The 18,971-nt window shown below is 73.8% G+C and carries 15 protein-coding genes; 1 reads left to right on the forward strand and 14 read right to left on the reverse strand.

The window, feature by feature from the left end; all coding sequences use genetic code 11:
* Positions 1 to 6: 6 nt before the first annotated feature.
* The 9 genes from ET526_RS07755 to ET526_RS07795 all read right to left on the reverse strand — a co-directional run bounded on the left by ET526_RS07755 (position 7) and on the right by ET526_RS07795 (position 11,020).
* Positions 7 to 1,098 (reverse strand): TRAP transporter substrate-binding protein, encoded by a 1,092-nt coding sequence (locus tag ET526_RS07755; protein ID WP_135467118.1) that lies wholly within the window; start codon positions 1,096 to 1,098, stop codon positions 7 to 9.
* 83 nt (positions 1,099 to 1,181) lie between these two features.
* Positions 1,182 to 2,132, reverse strand: a complete 951-nt coding sequence (locus ET526_RS07760; protein WP_135467119.1) for an alpha/beta hydrolase family protein — start codon at positions 2,130 to 2,132, stop codon at positions 1,182 to 1,184.
* 31 nt (positions 2,133 to 2,163) lie between these two features.
* Positions 2,164 to 2,937 carry an SDR family NAD(P)-dependent oxidoreductase gene (locus ET526_RS07765; RefSeq protein WP_135467120.1) on the reverse strand — a complete coding sequence of 258 codons (774 nt, stop codon included), beginning with the start codon at positions 2,935 to 2,937 and terminating at the stop codon, positions 2,164 to 2,166.
* Positions 2,938 to 2,991: 54 nt separating this feature from the next.
* Positions 2,992 to 3,447, reverse strand: coding sequence for a GNAT family N-acetyltransferase (locus tag ET526_RS07770; protein WP_135467121.1), 456 nt, complete (start codon positions 3,445 to 3,447; stop codon positions 2,992 to 2,994).
* A gap of 66 nt (positions 3,448 to 3,513) precedes the next feature.
* On the reverse strand, positions 3,514 to 5,058 hold the full coding sequence (locus ET526_RS07775; RefSeq protein ID WP_135467122.1) for a tripartite tricarboxylate transporter permease: 1,545 nt from the start codon (positions 5,056 to 5,058) through the stop codon (positions 3,514 to 3,516).
* Entirely contained in the window at positions 5,059 to 5,577 is a 519-nt protein-coding gene (locus ET526_RS07780; RefSeq protein WP_275668634.1) for a tripartite tricarboxylate transporter TctB family protein, read from the reverse strand.
* Between the two features lie 108 nt (positions 5,578 to 5,685).
* The gene (locus ET526_RS07785; RefSeq protein WP_338025333.1) at positions 5,686 to 7,134 is read right to left on the reverse strand and encodes a GntP family permease; all 1,449 of its coding nucleotides are present in this window, start codon (positions 7,132 to 7,134) and stop codon (positions 5,686 to 5,688) included.
* Complete coding sequence (locus tag ET526_RS07790) at positions 7,128 to 8,249, reverse strand: patatin-like phospholipase family protein (protein ID WP_135467124.1); 1,122 nt, start codon at positions 8,247 to 8,249, stop codon at positions 7,128 to 7,130. The genes ET526_RS07785 and ET526_RS07790 overlap by 7 nt, the downstream gene beginning before the upstream one ends.
* A gap of 26 nt (positions 8,250 to 8,275) precedes the next feature.
* A complete protein-coding gene (locus ET526_RS07795) occupies positions 8,276 to 11,020 on the reverse strand; it encodes a cation-transporting P-type ATPase (RefSeq protein ID WP_135467125.1) in 2,745 nt (914 codons plus the stop codon).
* A gap of 391 nt (positions 11,021 to 11,411) precedes the next feature.
* Between ET526_RS07795 and ET526_RS07800 the strand changes: the two genes are divergently transcribed.
* Positions 11,412 to 13,133, forward strand: a complete 1,722-nt coding sequence (locus ET526_RS07800; RefSeq protein WP_135467126.1) for a cation:proton antiporter — start codon at positions 11,412 to 11,414, stop codon at positions 13,131 to 13,133.
* Here ET526_RS07800 and purH read toward each other — a convergent pair.
* From purH to rpe, 5 genes are all read right to left on the reverse strand, one after another.
* Positions 13,105 to 14,682, reverse strand: coding sequence for a bifunctional phosphoribosylaminoimidazolecarboxamide formyltransferase/IMP cyclohydrolase (gene purH, locus ET526_RS07805; RefSeq protein ID WP_135467127.1), 1,578 nt, complete (start codon positions 14,680 to 14,682; stop codon positions 13,105 to 13,107). The two genes, ET526_RS07800 and purH, sit on opposite strands and share 29 nt — an antisense overlap.
* Before the next feature lie 144 nt (positions 14,683 to 14,826).
* On the reverse strand, positions 14,827 to 15,159 hold the full coding sequence (locus ET526_RS07810; RefSeq protein WP_135467128.1) for a hypothetical protein: 333 nt from the start codon (positions 15,157 to 15,159) through the stop codon (positions 14,827 to 14,829).
* A 290-nt stretch (positions 15,160 to 15,449) separates the two neighbouring features.
* Positions 15,450 to 16,571: a glycosyltransferase family 4 protein gene (locus ET526_RS07815; protein WP_135467129.1), complete on the reverse strand. Its 1,122-nt coding sequence runs from the start codon at positions 16,569 to 16,571 to the stop codon at positions 15,450 to 15,452.
* Between the two features lie 45 nt (positions 16,572 to 16,616).
* Positions 16,617 to 18,287, reverse strand: a complete 1,671-nt coding sequence (locus tag ET526_RS07820) for a heparinase II/III family protein (RefSeq protein WP_135467130.1) — start codon at positions 18,285 to 18,287, stop codon at positions 16,617 to 16,619.
* On the reverse strand, positions 18,287 to 18,949 hold the full coding sequence (gene rpe, locus ET526_RS07825) for a ribulose-phosphate 3-epimerase (RefSeq protein ID WP_135467131.1): 663 nt from the start codon (positions 18,947 to 18,949) through the stop codon (positions 18,287 to 18,289). Before rpe ends, ET526_RS07820 begins: the two co-directional genes overlap by 1 nt.
* Positions 18,950 to 18,971 lie beyond the last annotated feature (22 nt).

Genomic DNA, 18,971 nt, shown 5'->3' on the forward strand with positions numbered 1-18,971 from the left:
CGCCGTTCAGCGCTGCGCGGTCGCGACCGCGAGGAAATTCGCCAGGCTGTCCTCGGCCACGCGGAACCACGGCGTCAGGTCGAGGCGGAACTTGTCCCACTCGGCGTGGATGCGTCGGAAGCGCGGGTTCTGCGCGCCGACTTCGGCGTAGAATTCCTGCGCCGCGCGGTAGCAGGCCGCCATCACGTCGCGCGGGAAGGCGCGGAGCTGGGTGCCGGCGCCGACCAGGCGGCGCAGCGCCTGCGGGTTCAGCACGTCGTAGCGCGCGGCCATCCAGTGCCAGGCCTCGGCGCAGGCGCTCTCCAGCACCGCCTGGTAGGGCTTCGGAAGCTGGTCCCAGGCGCGGGCGTTGACCATCAGGTCGATCGAGGGCGAGTACTCCCACCAGCCCGGGTAGTAGTAGTACTGGGCGACGCGGGCGAAGCCGAGCTTCTCGTCGTCGTAGGGCCCGACCCACTCCGCGCCGTCGATCACGCCGCGCTCCAGGGCGGGATACACGTCCGTCCCGCCGAGGAGCTGCGGCACCACGCCGAGCTTCTGCAGCACGTTGCCCCCGAACCCGGCGATGCGGAATTTGAGCCCCTTCAGGTCGTCGAGGCCGCGGATCTCGCGGCGGAACCAGCCGCCCATCTGCGCCCCGGTGTTGCCGGCCGGGATGCCGACCACGCCCTGGTCGCGGAACACCTCGGCATAGAGGGCGCGGCCCGGTCCGTGCGTCAGCCACGCCCAGTGCTGGCGGGAGCTCAGGCCGAAGGGCAGGCAGGTGGCGATCGCCAGCGAGGGATCCTTGCCCAGGTAGTAGTAGGCGCTGGTGTAGCCGCACTCGACATTGCCCTGGCCGACCGCGTCCATCACCTGCAAGGCCGGTACCACCTCGCCCGGTCCGAAGACCTGGATCTGGAAGGCGCCGTCGGTCATCTCCGCCACGCGCTTCGCGATGTGCTCATGCGTGCCGTAGAGCGTGTCGAGGGATTTCGGAAAGCTGCCGGGGCAGCGCCAGCGGATGCGCGGCTGGGCGCTGGCGAGGCGCGGCGCGGCGAGCGTGGTGGCGCCGGCGGCGCCTACGGCCCCCCGGGCGAGGAAGCGGCGGCGGTCCATGCGGGTGTTCCCCCCTTGTCTGACGATCCCGGCCAGGGAAGACTGCGCGTCCGCAGGGGAGGGCGCAACGCCCGGGCCGGGCTTCAGGCGGGGAAGTCCTTCACCGCGAGCCGGTCGCCGGGATGCAGCAGCCCCGGCGCGCCCTGCCGCAGCAGCGCCGCCGCGGCGGCATCGCCGAGCAGCGTCATGCGCAGGAACAGGACGGCAAGACCGGCGGCGCGCCCGTGGAAGGCGGATTCGGTCCAGCGCGGCCCGGCCGCCGGCTCGTCGGCGAAGGCGGCATGGGTCGCGCCCTCCAGCACCGCGAGGGCCTGCGGCACGCCGCCGATGGCGTGGAACGGCCCCTCCCGCTGCTCCGCGGTGGTGCCCTCGATGTAGCCGTGGTCGCGCGTGCCGGTCACGTGCAGCAGCGGCACCGCCATGCGGGCGAAGGCGAGGCGCGGCGGCAGGCCGCGCGGCGGTACGGGCGAAAGCAGCACGCCGGCCCTCAGCCGCGGATCGGGCAGGGCGAGCGGCGGCGCGCCGCCCGGCAGCCGCTGGCCGAGCAGGTGCTGCACCGTCCAGGCGCCGTAGGAATGCCCTGCCGCCGCCAGGCGCTCCGGATCCACGCGCCCGCGCAGCGGGCCGGGCGCGCGGTTGCGGCGGAGCAGCTCGTCGAGGGCGAAGATCCCATCCTGCAGCCGCGCCAGGGCCTGCGCCGCGTCGAAGGCGGCCGCAGCCAGGGCGAGGCCGGGCTGCCCCGCGCCGCGCCAGAGCGCCTCGTCGCTTCCCGGGTGCTGCACGTGCAGGGCGAGGAAGCCGGCTTCCGCCAGCGCCCGGCCGAGATAGCCGAGCCCCTCGCGCGAGCCGCCGAGGCCATGCGAGACCAGCACCGCCGGCGCCGGCCCCCGCCCCGCCGGCAACCGCAGCAGCACCGGCAGCTCCCGGCCGCGCGCGGGGTCGCGCCAGACCTCGCGGAGCTCCGTCACCGCCGCACCGGCGGCGAAGGCGAAGGGGGCGGTGCCGAGAAGGCCGAGCAGGACGCGGCGGCGCATGGGGCAGGAGATAGGGCGTGGCCCGGCCGCGTCACGCCCCCTGGCCCCAGTTCATCGTCAGCCCGCCATCGATGGTGAAGCTCTGCCCGGTCACGTAGTCGGCCTCGTCGGAGGCGAGGTAGAGGGCGAGGCGCGCCACCTCCTCCGGCCGGCCGGGACGGCGCCAGGGGATGTTGGGCAGCTCCTCCTCCATCGTCTTCGGGTCCTCGACGCGCTCGGCGGTCATTGGGGTGTGGATCAGGCCGGGAGCTATGGCGTTCACATTGATCCGGTCCTCCGCCACCTCCAGGCACAGGCTGCGGGTGAAGGCGAGCAGGCCGCCCTTTGCGGCGCCATAGGCGGCAGCGCCGGGGCTCGGGATGCGCTCATGCACCGAGGTGATGTTGATCACCCGGCCCCGCCCTCCCTGGCGCCGCCGTGCCCGCACGAAGGCACGGCAGCAGAGGAAGGGGCCGCGCAGGTTGGTGCGCAGGATGCGGTCGAACTGCGCCGGATCCATCTCCGCCACCTCGGAGCCGTCCTGGCCGATGCCGGCGTTGTTCACCAGGAGGAAGGGCGGGCCGAGCGCCGCCTCCGCCTCGCGGAACAGGCGTTCCACATCCTCCTCGCTGCCGACGTCGCCCTGCACCAGGAGGGCGCGGCGCCCGGCGGCGCGGACGCGGTCCGCCGTCTCCTCCGCGCCGTCGCGGTCGCGGTGGTAGAGGATGGCGATGTCCGCGCTCTCCCGCGCGAAGGTTTCGGCGATGGCGCGGCCGATCCCGGAATCGGCGCCGGTGACGATGGCGACCAGGTCCTTGAGGCGCATGGCAAGCTCCGCCGCGGGATGTCCCGCCCGCCAACGCGCCCCGGCGGCACCGGTTCAGGGAAGCCTGAGGTCGTAGGTGATCCACATGGTCCGCGTCGCCAGCCGGTCGTAGACGGCACGGCCGCGGTAATTGTCGTCGGCGGTGATCCAGCGGATCACGCTCCAGCCCCTTTCGCGGCCGATCCCGGCCACCGCCCCGATCAGCGCGTCCGCCACGCGGCGGCCGCGGAATTCGGGGTCCACGAACAGGTCGTCGAGGAAGCCGCCGGTGGTGGCGGCGAGCGGGCGGGCGAAGGGGCGGTAATGGGCGAGGCCGACGGCCCGCCCCTCCGGCGTCTCGGCGACGAGCCCCTCCACCTCATGCGCCGGATCCTGGAGCCAGGACCAGACGCGGGCGCGCATCTCCGGCGTCTGCGTCGCCCGGTAGAAGGCGGCGTAGCCGGCATAGAGGCGCTCCCAATCCGCGCGGTGGCGCTCGGCCGGCGGCAGGATGCGGATGCTTCCGGTCATGTCCCCCATGCCTTCTCCGGGGAGAAGGCGGGCGCGCCGCCCGGGGCGGGGCGGCGCGCCCGCCGCTCAGGGCGCCGGGCGCTCCATGCTCGCCTGGGCGGCCGGCTCCGCCTCCTCCGGCATCGCCTTGCGGCCCCGCACCGCGGCCCAGATCGCCCAGACCAGCAGCGCGAAGGTGATGACGACGAAGGTGGCGCTGATCGGGCGCTGCAGGAACACCATCGGGTCGCCGCGGGAGAGCAGCATGGCGCGGCGCAGGTGCTCCTCCATCAGCGGGCCGAGGATGAAGCCGAGCACCAGCGGCGCCGGCTCGAACCGCAGCAGCAGCATGATGTAGCCGAGGATCCCGAACAGGATCACCAGCATCACGTCGAAGGCACTGTTGTTCACGCTGAACACGCCGATGCAGATGAACATCAGGATCGCCGGGTAGAGGATGCTGTAGGGGATCTTCAGCATCCGCACCCAGATCCCGATCAGCGGCAGGTTCAGGATCACCAGCATCACGTTGCCGATCCAGAAGCTGGCGATCAGCCCCCAGAACAGCTCGGGGTGCTCGGTGACCAGGCGCGGCCCCGGCTGGATGCCCTGGATGATCAGCGCGCCGAGCATCAGCGCCATCACCGCATCGCCCGGAATGCCGAGGGTGAGGGTGGGGATGAAGGCGGTCTGCGCCGCGGCGTTGTTCGCCGCCTCGGGCGCCGTCACGCCCTCCACCGCGCCCTTGCCGAAGCGCGAGGGGTCCTTGGCGATCTTCTTCTCGACCGCATAGGACATGAAGGAGGCGATGGTGGAGCCGGTGCCGGGCAGGGCGCCGAAGAAGGCGCCGACCCCGGTGCCGCGCAGCATCGGGCCGATCGAGCGCCGCGTGTCGTCGCGCGTCGGCACCATGGAGCGGAAGGTGATCTTCTGCGCCTTCATCCGCGAGCTGTCCACGCGGCCGATGCTGGCGATCACCTCCGAGACGCCGAACAGGCCCATGGCGAGCGCCACCAGGCTGAGCCCGTCGGCCAAGTAGGGAATGTCGAAGGTGAAGCGCTGCTGTCCGGTCTGCACGTCGGTGCCGACCATGCCGAGGCAGAGGCCGAGCAGCACCATGGCGATGCCCTTGACCGGCGAGCCCTGCGACAGGGTGGAGGCCGCGACCAGGCCGAGCAGCATCATCGCGAAGTACTCGGCCGGGCCGAAGGCGAGACCGACCTCGGCCAGCATGGGCGAGAAGATCGTCAGGATGACGATGCCGAGGCTCGCGCCCACGAAGGAGGCCACCGTGGTCATGAACAGCGCCACGCCCGCGCGCCCCTGCTTCGACATCGGATAGCCGTCGAGGCAGGCCACCGCCGCCGAGGGCGTGCCCGGCAGGTTCAGCAGGATCGAGGCGGTGGAGCCGCCGTACTGCGCGCCGTAGTAGATGCCGGCCAGCATGATGATGGCCGTCGTCGCCGGCACGTGGAAGGTCAGCGGCAGCAGCATGGAGATCGTCGCCAGCGCGCCGATCCCGGGCAGCACCCCGATGAAGGTGCCGAGGAACACGCCGATGAAGCAGTAGAGCAGGTTGTAGGGCGAGAAGGCCGTGACGAAGCCGGCCCCCAGATTGGCGAAGACTTCCATCTAGCGCATTCCTGCGAAGGCGGGGATCGGGATGCCGAGGCCGTAGGTGAAGATGCTCACCGCCATGACGGAAAGCACCACGGCGAGGATCGCGGTGCGCACCGGGCGGAACCGCTCCTCCGCCAGGGCGGAGATGACGACCAGGGCCACCGTGGCCGGGACGAGGCCGAGGCGCTCCACGATGAAGGCGAAGACCAGGCCGCCGATGATGATGGTGATGAAGGGCCTGAACCGCGGCTGCGGCAGCCCGCCTTCCCGGAACAGGGCCGGGAGCAGGACGAGAAGGCCCATGGCCGCCACGAGGTAGCCGAGCGAAACCGGGAAGAACCCGGGCCCCATCCGCCGCAGGGTGCCCAGGTCGTATTCCTGGCCCGCATAGTAGGCAAACCACAACCCGAAGATGAGAAGCAGAGACCCGCCTATCAGGTCTGTATAGTCCCGCGCGCGCAAGGAGGCCTCCCCGGACCTTGTTCTGGGAAACGATGGCCGCTGCGGAGCGGCTTCCCGGCTCCTCCCCACAGGGCGCAGTTCCATCGCATTTATCGAGTCCGATAGGAAGCCGCAATCCGCCTGTAGGGAACCGTGCCCCGAGGGGCGGCACTCGCCGCCGTCCGGGCGGCGACCGGGTCAGAAGCCCCCGATCAGGCTGCCCACCGCGATCACCACGCCGAGCGCCAGCAGCGGCCCGAGGATCGCCACCACGAAGATGTCGCGGTAGCTCTCACGGTGGGTGGTGCCGCAGATGGCGAGCAGGGTGATGACCGCCCCGTTATGCGGCAGGCTGTCGAGGCCGCCGGTGGCGATCGCCGCGATCCGGTGCATCAGCGCCGGGTCTATGCCCTGCTCCGCCGCCATCGCCGCATAGCTCGCCCCCAGCGCCTCCAGCGCGATGGTGAGCCCGCCCGAGGCCGAGCCGGTGATGCCGGCCAGCACGTTGGTGGCGATGGCGAGCGAGAGCAGCGGCCCGCCGCCGAGCCCGGTCAGCGCCTCGCGCACCGCGGCGAAGGCGGGCAGCCCGGCGATGACGGCGCCGAAGCCCACCTGGCTCGCGGTGTTGAAGGCCGGCAGCACCGAGGCGTTGGCGCCTGCGTCCATGCTCGCCCGCAGCTTCGGCAGCCGCGCCCTGTTCGCCAGCACGATGGCGAGGATGGCGGCAAGCAGCGCCGAGACCACGGCCCAGACCCCGCCCACGGCGCCGATGCTGGTTCCCCCCCATCGCGGCTCCTCCAGGAAGCCGGTGTCGAGGCGGGGCAGCACGGCGTAGGTGACCAGCAGGTTCACCAGCACCACCACCCCGATCGGCATCGCCGCCACGGCGAAGGAGGGAAGGTCGCGCTCGTCATGCGGCGGCGGCGCCTCGGCCGGGTCGTAGTGGTCGGTGGTGGTGGCGCGCTCGCGCACCAGGCCGGGATCCACCTCCGTACGGGCGGCGCCACCATAGCCCTCGCCGGCGCGGCGCGCCGCCGCCTCGGCCCGGCGCAGCCACCACAGGCCGATGCCGAGCATGATGGCGGCGGCGAGGATGCCGATGCCGGGCGCGGCAAAGGGGGTGGTGCCGAAATAGGGCATTGGGATCGCGTTCTGAATCGCCGGCGTGCCCGGCAAGGCGGTCATGGTGAAGGTGAAGGCGCCGAGCGCGATGGTGCCCGGGATCAGCCGGCGCGGGATGTTGGCCTGACGGAACAGCGCATCCGCCACCGGGGCCACCGCGAAGGCCACCACGAACAGGCTGACTCCGCCATAGGTCAGCAGCGCGCAGGCCAAAACCACGGCGAGGATCGCCCGCTCCCGCCCGAGCCGCGCCGTCATGCCGTGCGCGATGGCGAGCGCCGAGCCGCTGTCGGCCATCAGCCGCCCGAACACCGCACCAAGGAGGAACAGCGGGAAGAACTGCGCCAGGAAGCGTGCCGCGCCCGCCATGAAGGTCTGGGTCCAGGAGGCAAGCAGCGGCTCTCCCGACACGGCGGCGGCGAGCAGCGCCGCCGCCGGCGCCACCAGCAGCACGCTCCAGCCCCGGTAGGCGAGCAGGATCAGCAGCCCGAGGGCGAGGAGGATCCCGAAGAGGCCGATCAGCACGGCGCGTCCAGCAGCGAGTCGAGTTCGAGGGAACTGCGCCGGCCGAGATCCTGGCGATGGCGGGCGAGGAAGGTATCCGCGGCGCGGCGCCCCTCGTCACGCAGGAAGCGCAGGAAGTCCCACTCGGCATTGAGCTTGGAGGAATAGCCGAGGCCGGTCATCACGTCGCTGGAAATGCGGTGCATGCGCATCGCCGCCCACAGCGCCCCCTCGCCGCTGCCCGCGTCCACCACGCGGCGCAGCAGCGCGATCATGCGCAGCTCCTTCAGCAGGGTGGCGTTGAAGGAGACCTCGTTCACCCGGTTGACGATCTCGCGCGCGGTGCGCGGCACGCCGGCGCGCTCCACCGGGTTGATCTGCACCAGGATGGTGTCGTTGGAGGCGCATTCTCGCACCAGCGGCGTGATCGTCGGGTTGCCGGCATAGCCGCCGTCCCAGTAGGCCTCGCCGCCGATCTCCACCGCCTGGAACAGAAAGGGCAGGCAGGCGGAGGCGAGCAGCACGTCCGGCGTGATCTCGGCGTTGCGGAACACCCGCCCGCGCCCGGTGCGCACATTGGTCGCGGTGACGAAGAGCTTCACCGGGGCGCGGGAGAGGCGATCGAAATCCACCGTCTCGGCCAGGATCTCGCGCAGCGGGTTGTAGCCGCCCGGATTGAGGTCGTAGGGCGAGACGAGGCGCGCGGCGAGATCGAGCGCGACGAAGGCCGGCGAGCTGTCGAGCGTCCAGCGCCCGAGCAGCACGTCCAGCGGCCCGCGGCGGAACGGGCTCAGCATGGCCGAGCGCGCGACCCGCCCCCAGAAGGTCTCGAGCGCCGCCCGCGCCCCCTCGCGCCCGCCCGCGGCGTAGCCGTCGGCCAGCACGGCGGCGTTCATCGCCCCGGCCGAGGTGCCGGAGATGGCCTCGATCCGGAACCACTCCTCCTGCAGCAGGCGGTCGAGCACGCCCCAGGTGAAGGCGCCATGCGCGCCTCCGCCCTGCAGGGCGAGGTCGATCAGCAGCGGCTCCTGCCGCGCGGAGGCGGGGTCTGGTCGGCGGTCGGTCAGGGCGGGCCTCGCTGGCTGGTAGGGGAAGCGCCGCGCATGGCCGGCGCGGCGCGCCCTTTTAAGCCGCATCCGCCCGGATGGTTACAGCGCCTTCATCAACTTTCCGAAGGCCGCGGCCGCGCCGGCCCGGGAAGGCGCCGCGCCTCCGGGCCGAGGCCGAGCCTGCGGCGCATCGCCTTCTCTACCTCCAGCACCACGAACACCACGGCGCCGGCGGCGACGCAGGCGAGGCCCTCGGCGAGGCCGAGCGGCTCGGTGTCGAAGAAGGTCCGCATGAAGGGCGCGTAGGTGAACAGGAATTGCAGCGCCACCACCAGCGAGACGCCGACCAGCACCGCCGGGGTGCCGAGCACGCCCCGCCAGGTCAGCGACGGGCCGCGCAGGTAGCGGATGCTGAACAGGTACCACACCTCCATCGCCACCAGCGTGTTCACCGCGATGGTGCGCGCCGCCTCGACCGAGAGGCCGCGCATCAGCGCCCAGGCGTACATGCCGAAGATGCCGGCGGCGAACAGGCCGGAGACCAGGACCACGCGCCACAGAATGAAGCCGGTCAGCAGCGGCTCCGCCGCCGGGCGGGGCGGGCGGCGCATGGCGTCCGGCTCGGTCGGCTCGAAGGCGAGCGCGAGCGCCAGTGCCACCGAGCTCACCATGTTCACCCACAGCACCTGCAGCGGCGAGATCGGCAGCGCGACGCCGAGCAGGATGGCGAGGACCAGGCTGATCGATTCGCCCCCGTTCACCGGCAGCAGGAAGGTGATCGCCTTCTTCAGGTTGTCGTACACGGTGCGCCCTTCGCGCACCGCGGCGGCGATGGTGGCGAAATTGTCGTCCGCCAGCACGATCTCCGCCGCCTCCTTCGCCGCCTCGGTGCCGCGGAGGCCCATGGCGACGCCGACATCGGCCTGCTTCAGCGCCGGCGCGTCGTTCACCCCGTCCCCGGTCATGGCGACGATCGCCCCCTCGGCCTGCAGCGCCTGGACGAGGCGCAGCTTGTGCGCCGGGTCAGTGCGGGCGAAGACCGAGACGCGCGGCGCCTCCTGCCGCAGCGCCGCCTCGTCCATGCGGTCGAGGTCGGCGCCGGTGAGCACGGCGGAGGGCTCGCGCAGGCCGAGCTGGGCGGCGATGGCGGCGGCGGTGCCGGCATGGTCGCCGGTGATCATCTTCACCTCGATGCCGGCGCCGCGGCATTCCGCCACCGCCGCGATCGCCTCCTCGCGCGGCGGGTCGATCAGGCCGATGAGGGCGAGCAGGGTCAGCCCGCCCTCGACATCGGCGAAGTCGAGGGTGGTGCGGCCCGGGTCGAAGGCGCGGGCGGCGACGGCGATCACCCGCTCGCCCCGCGACGCGATCTCCCGCGCCGCCGCCTCCCAGGCGGCGGGGTCGAGTGGCGCGTCGCCGCCGGCGCGGCGCTCGGTGGCGCACATCGCCAGGATGCGCTCCGGCGCGCCCTTCACATAGACCACGGCGTGGCCCTCATGGTCGTGGTGCAGCGTCGCCATGAAGCGGTGCGCGGCATCGAAGGGGATCAGGTCGGTGCGCGGCCAGACGGCCGCCGCCTTCTCCTGGTCGAGCCCGCCCTTGGCGGCGAGGGTGACCAGCGCGCCTTCCATCGGGTCGCCCTCGACCGTCCAGCCGGCCTCCCCTTGCACCAGCGCCGCGTCGTTGCAGAGCAGGCCGGCGCGCAGCGCCTCCATCAGCACCGGGTCGGCCTCGGGCGCCACCTCGGCACCCTCCGCCTCGAAGCCGCCGCGGGGCTCGTAGCCGGTGCCGGTGACGGTGTAGCGCCGCTCCGCCGTCGCCACGGTGCGCGCCGTCATCTCGTTGCGGGTGAAGGTGCCGGTCTTGTCCGAGCAGATGATGGAGACCGAGCCGAGCGTCTCCACCGCCGGCAGGCGGCGCACGATGGCCCGCCGCGCCGCCAGGCGCTGCACGCCGATCGCCAGCGTGATGGTCAGGATCGCCGGCAGCCCCTCCGGGATGCCGGCCACCGCGATGCTGACCATCGTCATGAACATCTGGTCGAGAGGATAGCCGCGCACCAGCGTGCCGAAGGCGAAGATCGCGGCGGCGAAGGAGAGGATGGCGATCGCCAGCATCCGCGCGAAGCCGGCCATCTGACGCAGCAGCGGCGTGACCAGCTCCTGCACCTCGCCGAGCATGGCGGTGATGCGGCCAAGCTCGGTCGCCGCGCCGGTCGCCACCACCACGCCGAGCCCCTGCCCGGCGGTGACCAGCGTGCCGGAGAAGGCCATGGAGGTCCGGTCGCCCACGCCCGCCGCCTCCGGCGCCGGGGCCTCCCGCTTCTCCACCGGCACCGATTCGCCGGTCAGCGCCGCCTCCTGCACATGCAGGTTGCGCACGCGGATCAGCCGCAGGTCGGCGGCCACGCGGTCCCCGGCCTCCAGCACCACCACGTCCCCCGGCACCAGCGTCTCGGCCGGCACGGAGACGCGGTGGCCGTCGCGCAGCACGCTCGCGCGCGGGCTGAGCATGCGGCGGATCGCGTCCATCGCCCGCTCCGCCCGCCCCTCCTGGATGAAGCCGAGGGTGGCGTTGGCGATCACCACGGCGAGGATCACCACCGTGTCGCGCCAATGCCCGATCAGCGCCGTCAGGATGGCGGCGCCGATCAGCACCAGGATCAGCAGGTTGTTGAACTGGTCGAGCAGCCTGCGCAGCGCGCTCCGCCCCTTCGCCGCCGGTAGGCGGTTGGGGCCGTGGCGGGCGAGCCGCGCCTCGGCCTCGGCCGCGGACAGCCCCTCGCGGCGGCTGCCGATCCGGCGGAGGACCTCCTCGGCAGGAAGGGCGTGCCAGGGGCGGTCGGGCGCGTCGGCCATGTCGGGCTCTCCCGGTCGGTTGGCGTTGCTGGGGACGGGTCCGCGCGCGCCATGGCCTGGCGCGTCACGGGTCGCCCTCGCCGTGGGGGGCGGGCCGGCCGGCGGCGCATGACGACCGGGGCCGCTTCCGCTCGCGCGCGCCCGGCAGCGGCCAGAGCGCCGCCGCCTGCGCCACCCCCATGCCGCTTCCGCTCGCGCGCGCCCGGCAGCGGCCCTATCTTTCCAGTCGCGGGGCGGCTGCGCTCCCGGCATCCGCGACCCGCCCTACCGAGGCATGAATGGCGAGGCATTGATGAACATCAAGCCATCCTCCCGCCGCCTCGCCTAGACCTGCGCACGTCATCATCATCGCCGCGGCGCGGGAGCAGCGGCGGGCAGGTGCCGCCGACCCATGGAAGACCTGATCGCCGGCTCGGTGTTCCACGAGGTCGCGGCCCTGCTGGTGCTGGGCGCGGCCGCGGGGCTCGTCGCCCTGCTGCTGCGCCAGCCGCTGATCGTCGGGCTGATCGGCGCCGGCATTCTGGCCGGCCCCTCGGCGCTCGGCCTCGCGCGGTCGGACGCGCACATCGCGCTGCTGGCCGAACTGGGCATCGCGGTGCTGCTGTTCCTGGTGGGGCTGAAGCTCGACCTGCGCCTGGTGCGCAGCCTCGGCCCCGTCGCCACCGCCACCGGCCTCGGCCAGGTGGCGTTCACCGCCGGGATCGGCTTCCTGCTCTGCCTCGCCCTCGGCCTCGACGCGCTGACCAGCCTCTACGTCGCGGTGGCGCTGACCTTCTCGAGCACGATCATCATCGTCAAGCTGCTGTCGGACAAGCGCGAGATCGACAGCCTGCACGGGCGCATCGCGCTCGGCTTCCTGATCGTGCAGGACATCGTGGTGGTGCTGGCCATGGTGGTGGTCTCGGCCATGGCGATGGGCACGGGCGAGGCCTCGGCCATGGGGGGGCTGCTGCGCGTGCTGGTGGGCGGCGGGCTGCTGCTCGGCGCGGTGGCGCTGTTCATGCGTTTCCTCGCCCTGCCGCTGACCCGCCGGCTCGCCCGCGCGCCGGAGCTGCTGGCGGGCTTCGCCATCGGCTGGGCGGCGCTGCTCGCGGCCGTCGCCGACCACATCGGCCTCGGCAAGGAGCTGGGCGGGCTGATCGCCGGCGTCTCCCTCGCCTCCACTCCCTATCGGGAGGCGGTGGCGGGGCGGCTGTCCAGCCTGCGGGACTTCCTGCTGCTGTTCTTCTTCATCGCCCTCGGGGCGCGGCTGGATCTCGGACTGCTTGGGGCGCAGACGGGCGCGGCCGTGGTGCTCTCCCTGTTCGTGCTGATCGGCAACCCGCTGATCGTCGTCGCCATCATGGGCGCGATGGGCTACCGGCGGCGCACGGGGTTCCTGGCCGGGCTGACGGTGGCGCAGATCAGCGAGTTCTCGCTGATCTTCATGGCGATGGGGGTGGCGCTCGGCCATGTGGCGGAGCCGGCGCTCGGCCTCGTCACGCTGGTCGGCCTCGTGACCATCGCGCTCTCCACCTACATGATCACGCATTCGCAGCGGCTCTTCGCCTGGGTGGACACGCTGCTGCGCCCCTTCGAGCGGCGCCGCCCCTGGCGGGAGGAGGCGGCGGCAGGCGAGGCCGGCGGGAAGTGCCGGGCCGATGTGCTGGTCTTCGGCCTCGGACGCTACGGCGGCACCATCGCGCGGCGGCTGCAGGAACGCGGCCTCGTCGTGCTCGGGGTGGATTTCGATCCCGAGGTGGTGCGCCGCTGGCGCCAGCAGGGCTGCGAGGCGGTCTATGGCGATGCCACGGACCCGGAATTCCTGGCCGAGCTGCCGCTGGCCGGGGCGCGCTGGGCGGTCTCCTCCATCCCCGGCCATCCCGGCGGGGTGACGCATGAGGACCACCGCCTCGCCCTGATCCATGCGCTGCGCGGCCAGGGCTTCGCCGGCCGCGTCGCGGTGACGGCGCACCGCGAGGCGGAGGCGGAGGCGCTGCGCGCCCGCGGCGCCGACCTGGTGCTGCTGCCCTTCCAGGACGCGGCGGCGCGCGCCGCGGAGCTGCTCGACGCCGCGCCGGAGGCGCCGCCGGTGCCGGTGCGCCTCAGTGCCGGAAGTGCCGCATCCCCGTGAACACCATGGCCAGCCCTGCCGCGTCCGCCGCCGCGATCACCTCGGCATCGCGGATCGAGCCGCCGGGCTGGATCACCGCCGTCGCGCCCGCCGCCGCCGCCGCCTCCAGCCCGTCGGCGAAAGGAAAGAAGGCGTCCGAGGCGACGACGGAGCCCCTGGCCAGCGGCTCCGCCAGCCCGGCCGCCTTCGCCGCCGCCTCCGACTTCCAGGCGGCGATGCGCGCGGAGTCGACCCGGTTCATCTGCCCCGCGCCGATGCCGACCGTGGCCAGGTCCCGGGCATAGACGATGGCGTTGGACTTCACGTGCTTGCAGACGCGGAAGGCGAAGAGCAGGTCCGCCATCTCCCGCGGCGTCGGCGCCCGCCGCGTCACCACCCGGAGATCCGCCTCACCCACCCGCCCCGCGTCGCGGGACTGCGCGAGGAAGCCGCCGGCGACGGAGCGGAAGGTGAGCCCCGGTTCCGCCGGGTCCGGCACGCCGCCGGCCAGCAGCAGGCGCAGGTTCTTCTTCCGCGCGAACACCGCCCTCGCCGCCTCGTCCGCATCCGGGGCGATGACGACCTCGGTGAAGATCGCCGTGATCCGCTCGGCGGCGGCGGCGTCCAGCGGGCGGTTGGCGGCGACGATGCCGCCGAAGGCCGAGACCGGGTCGCAGCGCAGCGCCGCGTCCCAGGCCGCCGCCAGCGTGTCCGCCACCGCCACGCCGCAGGGATTGGCGTGCTTGACGATGACGATGGCCGGGCGGTCGAACTCGGCCACGCATTCGAAGGCGGCGTCCGTGTCGTTCAGGTTGTTGTAGGAAAGCTCCTTGCCCTGCACCTGCCGCGCCGTGGCCACGCCCGGCCGCGTGCCGCCGTCCAGGTAGAAGCCGGCCCGCTGGTGCGGGTTCTCGCCGTAGCGCAGCGTCTGGCGCAGCACGCCGGCGAGGGCGAGGCGCGGAGGGAACTCCTCGCCCTGCCCACGGGCGAACCAGGCGGCGATCGCGGCATCATAGGCCGCGGTGCGGGCGTAGGCGGCGGCGGCGAGGCGCCGGCGCGTCGCCAGCGTGGTGCCGCCCCGCTCCGCGATCTCCGCCTGCACCTCGGCGAGGTGCGCGGGCTCGGTCAGCACCGCGACATGGGCGTGGTTCTTGGCGGCGCTGCGGAGCATCGCGGGGCCGCCGATGTCGATGGTCTCCACGCAGTCGGCGAAGGAGGCGCCCCGTGCGACCGTGGCCTCGAAGGGGTAGAGGTTCACCGCCACCAGGTCGATCGGCGCGATGCCGTGCGCCTCGGCCTGCGCCAGGTGCGCGGGCAGGTCGCGGCGGAACAGCAGCCCGCCATGCACCTGCGGCACCAGCGTCTTTACGCGCCCGTCCAGGATCTCGGGGAAGCCGGTGTGCTCGGAGACGTCCCGCACCGGCACCCCGGCCTCGCGCAGCGCCCGCGCCGTGCCGCCGGTGGAGAGGATCTCCACCCCCCGCGCGGCGAGGAAGCGGCCGAATTCCACGAGCCCCGTCTTGTCGGAGACCGAAAGCAGGGCGCGACGGACGGGAACGAGGTCGGTCATGGCGGGCACTCCGGCGGCGGCCGCCCTCTACCGCCCGGTGGGGCGGCGGGCAATCGCCGGCGCCCGCGGCACGCAAGAAAGCACGGCGGCCCGCAGGACCGCCGTGCCCGCCTTCGGCCGGAGCGTGTCCGGCCGCCAGGAATGCTAGCGGCTGCCGCCGGTCGCGCCGCCGGTGGTGCCGGTGCCGCCGGTCGTGCCCGCGCCGCCGGCGCCGGTGCCCGTCGCGCCCGTGCCCGGCGCGCCCGCACCGGTGCCGGGCTGGCCCGGACGCTGCGTCTGACCAGCCTGCCCAGCCTGCCCAGCCTGCCCGGTCATGCCGGTCTGACCAGCCTGCCCGGCCTGCCCGGTCTGCGCCTGGCCGGTCTGTCCGGTCTGCGCCTGGGCGGTCCGCTCGGCCTGCTTCGCCTTGTCGCCGCCTGCCGCATGGGCGAGCGGAGCCGCGGCGATGCCGAGGGTGAAGGCGCCGGCGATGGCCATGACAGGAATCGAAAACTTCATGCGTGTCTCCCGGTCTTAGCGTGGACGGTTGTTTCCGCGCAGCACGCAGGCAGAGGAACGGGGCCGGCCGGGCCTCGTTCACGGAAGATCCGCCGCCTGAACATTGCCCTCCGAAACCGTTTCGCCGCGGGAGAGAGTCTGGACCCGCTCAGCGCCATGCGGCTGCGGGGCGAGCAGCAGCGCCGGGCCGGTGAAACCTTCCGCCTTCTCCCGGGCCCCGCTCACGCTGCCTTGACGGCGCGGCGGGAAGCGCGTGCCGCCAGCCGGCGTCAGAGCCCGAGCGCCGCGAGCGTCCGCGCCACCACCCTCGCCTCGTCGAAGCGCTCCAGCGCCCGCGCCCGCCCCGCCTCGCCCATGCGCCGGCGCAGCGCCGGGTCGGCGACGAGCCGCGCCAGCGCCGCGGCGAGCGGCGCCACCCGCGCCGGCGGTACCAGAAGGCCCGTCCGCCCGTGCACCACCTGCTCGCGCGGGCCGCGGATGTCGGTCGCCACCACGGGCAGGCCGGAGAGCATCGCCTCGATCACGCTCATCGGCAGCCCCTCGAAATGCGAGGGCAGCACGAACACGTCCGCCGCGGCCAGCACCCGCGCCACGTCGGCGCGGTAGCCGAGGCGGCGGAGGCGCGGGCCGAGCACGGCGGCGGCGCGATCGAAGCAGGGCTCCAGATCCTCGCCATGGTCGCTCGGCAGCCGCTCCCCCACCACCCAGAGGGTGGCGTCCGGCACCGCCTCCATCGCCCGCAGCAGCTCTGGATAGCCCTTGTGCCGCACCAGGCGGGAGACGGCGACGAGGACGCACGCCCCCTCCGCCACGCCGAGCTCCGCCCGCACCGCCGCGCGCGCCGCCGGATCGGGACGGAACAGGGTCGGGTCACGCCCGTTCAGCACCGCCACGGCGCGGGGGTGGATGCCGAGGCGCCGCGCATCCGCCGCCTCCTCCTCGCTGACGGTGAGGAAGGTGTCGGTGATGCGCCCCGCCGCCCATTCCAGGCCGAACGCGAGGCCGCGGCGCCACAGCGGCCCCGGCTGGTTGAACAGGAAGCCGTGGCAGGTATAGGCGATCCGCGGCAGCCCCGCCGCATCGCGCGCCCGCCAGGCGGCGAGGCGCGCCAGCAGGCCGCTGATCGGCATGTGCGCGTGCACGAGATCGAAGCGTTCGGCGCGGAACAGGTCGCGCAGCGCACGGTAGGCGCGCGCCTGGGCGCGCGGATCCAGGCTGCGCTCGAGCGGCAGGGGGATGATGCGGAACCCCTCCCGCCGCGGCAGGTCGAGCAGCGGGCCCTCGGCGCAGATCCCCACCACCTCGTGGCCGCGCGCGCGGGCGCCGCGCATCAGCGGCAGCAGGAAGTGCCGCAGCGAGAAGTCCACATTGGTGATCTGCGCGACCTTCACCGCGCCGCCCCCGCGGGGCTCCCGGCCAGCGGCACCGCGGGGTGCTCAGCCCTCCGGCGCCCCGCCCGGCGCCGCGGCCTGCACACGGCCGATCGCCCACTGCACCGTCTCGGTGCCCGCCTCGGCCTGCAGCACCACCTGGCTGGTGCGCCGCGGCTCGGCACCGCCGAGATACACGCTCTCCTCCACCGCCACACGCGCGCCCTTGGCGCGCAGGCACCAGCCATGGCCGGAGGGCAGGCGCAGCAGCACCCCCTCGCCGTCCTGCAGCGGGCTCGCCGCCACCGCCGGGTGCAGGTGGAAGCGGACGGCGAAGCCGGGGGGCTTGGCGTCCGGCTCCAGCATCTCCACCAGATCCTCGCCCCGCAGGTCGTCGCCGGATTCGGAGAGGTAGAGGCGGCGGCGGTGGATGGCGCCGAAGGGCCTGCGCCAGCCGTCATGGCTCGCCTCCAGCCATTGCGCCCCGCCGGCCTCGTGACGGTCGGCCTCGACGCGTTCGGGGCGGCGGCCGAGCCCCTCCTCGCGCAGCTCGGCGCTGTTGGTGTCGGCCAGCACCAGCGTCGAATGGGCGGCGGTGGCGCGCAGCGCGTCGCGCCAGGGGCCCTCGGCGGCCGGGGCGGCACCGCAATTGACGATCAGGCGGTCGCGCCCGACCGACATCTCGAAGGAAAGGGTGCCGGCATGGGCGAAGCGGTCGGCGCCGCGCGGCAGGCCGGTCGCGGCGTCGCGCGCGCGGCCGGGCGGCGGGGCGCCGGCATCGGCGATGATCAGGGTGCGGCCGGCCTGCAGGCGATGGAAGCCGCTCTCCTCCAGGAGCAGCGGCGCGCGGCCGCGGGCCTGCCCCTGGGTCAGCACCAGGTCCACCAGCGCCGCCCCTTCCTCCCGCGTGCCGTTGAACAGCGCCAGCGCGCCGTCGCCATGGCGGAACAGGCGCAGCGCCTGGCCGGCGCGCTCGAGCGCGGTGGCGAGGATCGGCGGCGCGTTCACCTCGGCGCCGTGCAGCAGGTTGCGGATCTCGATCAGGTCCTGCACCGCGCGCAGGAGCTGGGCCGGGGACCGCTCCACATGCCCGCCATCGGGGTGGAACTGGCGCTCCAGCTCGCCGGGCAGGAAGCGCAGGGCGCGGGACAGCCAGGCCTCCTCGCCCAGCGCCAGGGCGGCGGCGATCGCGCCCTTCAGCGTCACCAGCGCGCCGCGGTGCAGCGCCTCGGCGGGCAGGGCGGCGGCGACGCCGCGCGCATCCTGCGCCAGGCGTACCATCACCCTGCGGCGGAACCCGTCCTCGGCGGTGGCGGCAAAGAAGTCCCAGTGGCCGAGCCAGGCGGCGATGCGCGCCGCCGCGACCTCCGGGGCCTGAGCCAGCGCCTGTCCGGCGCCGTGCGCCAGCCAGTCCTCGGCCAGGTCGCGGGCGCGCAGGCGGGCGGCGTCGCTGCCGAGCGCGCGCAGGTCGCGCAGCCACTGGAAGCCGTGCGCGGCGGCGCGCCAGGCGACCGACCCCTCGGCATCGTCCCAGCAGCCGGCCCCGCCGCCGCCCTCGGGCAGCGGCTCCAGCCGCCGCGCGGTCCCGGCCACCTCGAGGACGCCGCCGAGCAGCCTCTCGCCGCGGCCGATATCCCCCGGCCAGAGGTCGCGGAAGGCGCGCGCCGGGGAATCGGGCACCTTCACCGGCTTCAGGCCGGAAAGCAGGCGGCGGGTGCTGCGGAGGATCTCGCGCATCAGGCGGCCCCCCGCAGCGCGGCGATGGCCCTGGCATAGTCGGGCGCGCCGAAGACGGCGGTGCCGGCGACCAGCACATCCGCCCCGGCGGCGCGGCAGCGCGGCGCCGTCTCGGCGGTGACGCCGCCATCCACCTGCAGCGCGATCGCGCGCCCCGATTCGGCGATCATGCGACGCAGCGCGGCGATCTTGGGCAACTGGCTCTCCAGGAAGGACTGGCCGCCGAAGCCGGGGTTGACCGTCATCACCAGCACCAGGTCGCAGAGGTCGAGCACATGCTCCACGGCGGAGACGGGCGTGGCCGGGTTGAGCACCACCCCGGCGCGCCGGCCGAGGGCGCGGATGCTCTGCAGCGTGCGGTGCAGGTGCGGCCCGGCCTCGGGATGGACGCTGATCAGGTCCGCCCCCGCCTCGGCGAAGGCTTCGAGGTAGGGATCGGCGGGGGCGATCATCAGGTGGACGTCGAAGGGCAGCCCGCAGTGCCGGCGCAGCGCCCGCACCAGGGCGGGGCCGAAGCTGATGTTCGGCACGAAATGCCCGTCCATGATGTCGAGGTGCAGCCAGTCGGCGCCGGCGGCCTCGATCGCGCGCACCTCCTCGCCGAGGCGGGCGAAGTCGGCGGCCAGCAGGGATGGCGCGATGCGGGGCGGGTGGGGGAGCATTTCGGCGGGTTCTAGCGATGGC

Origin of the sequence: Crenalkalicoccus roseus, from assembly GCF_004761865.1 — a bacterium.
GTDB lineage: Bacteria > Pseudomonadota > Alphaproteobacteria > Acetobacterales > Acetobacteraceae > Crenalkalicoccus > Crenalkalicoccus roseus.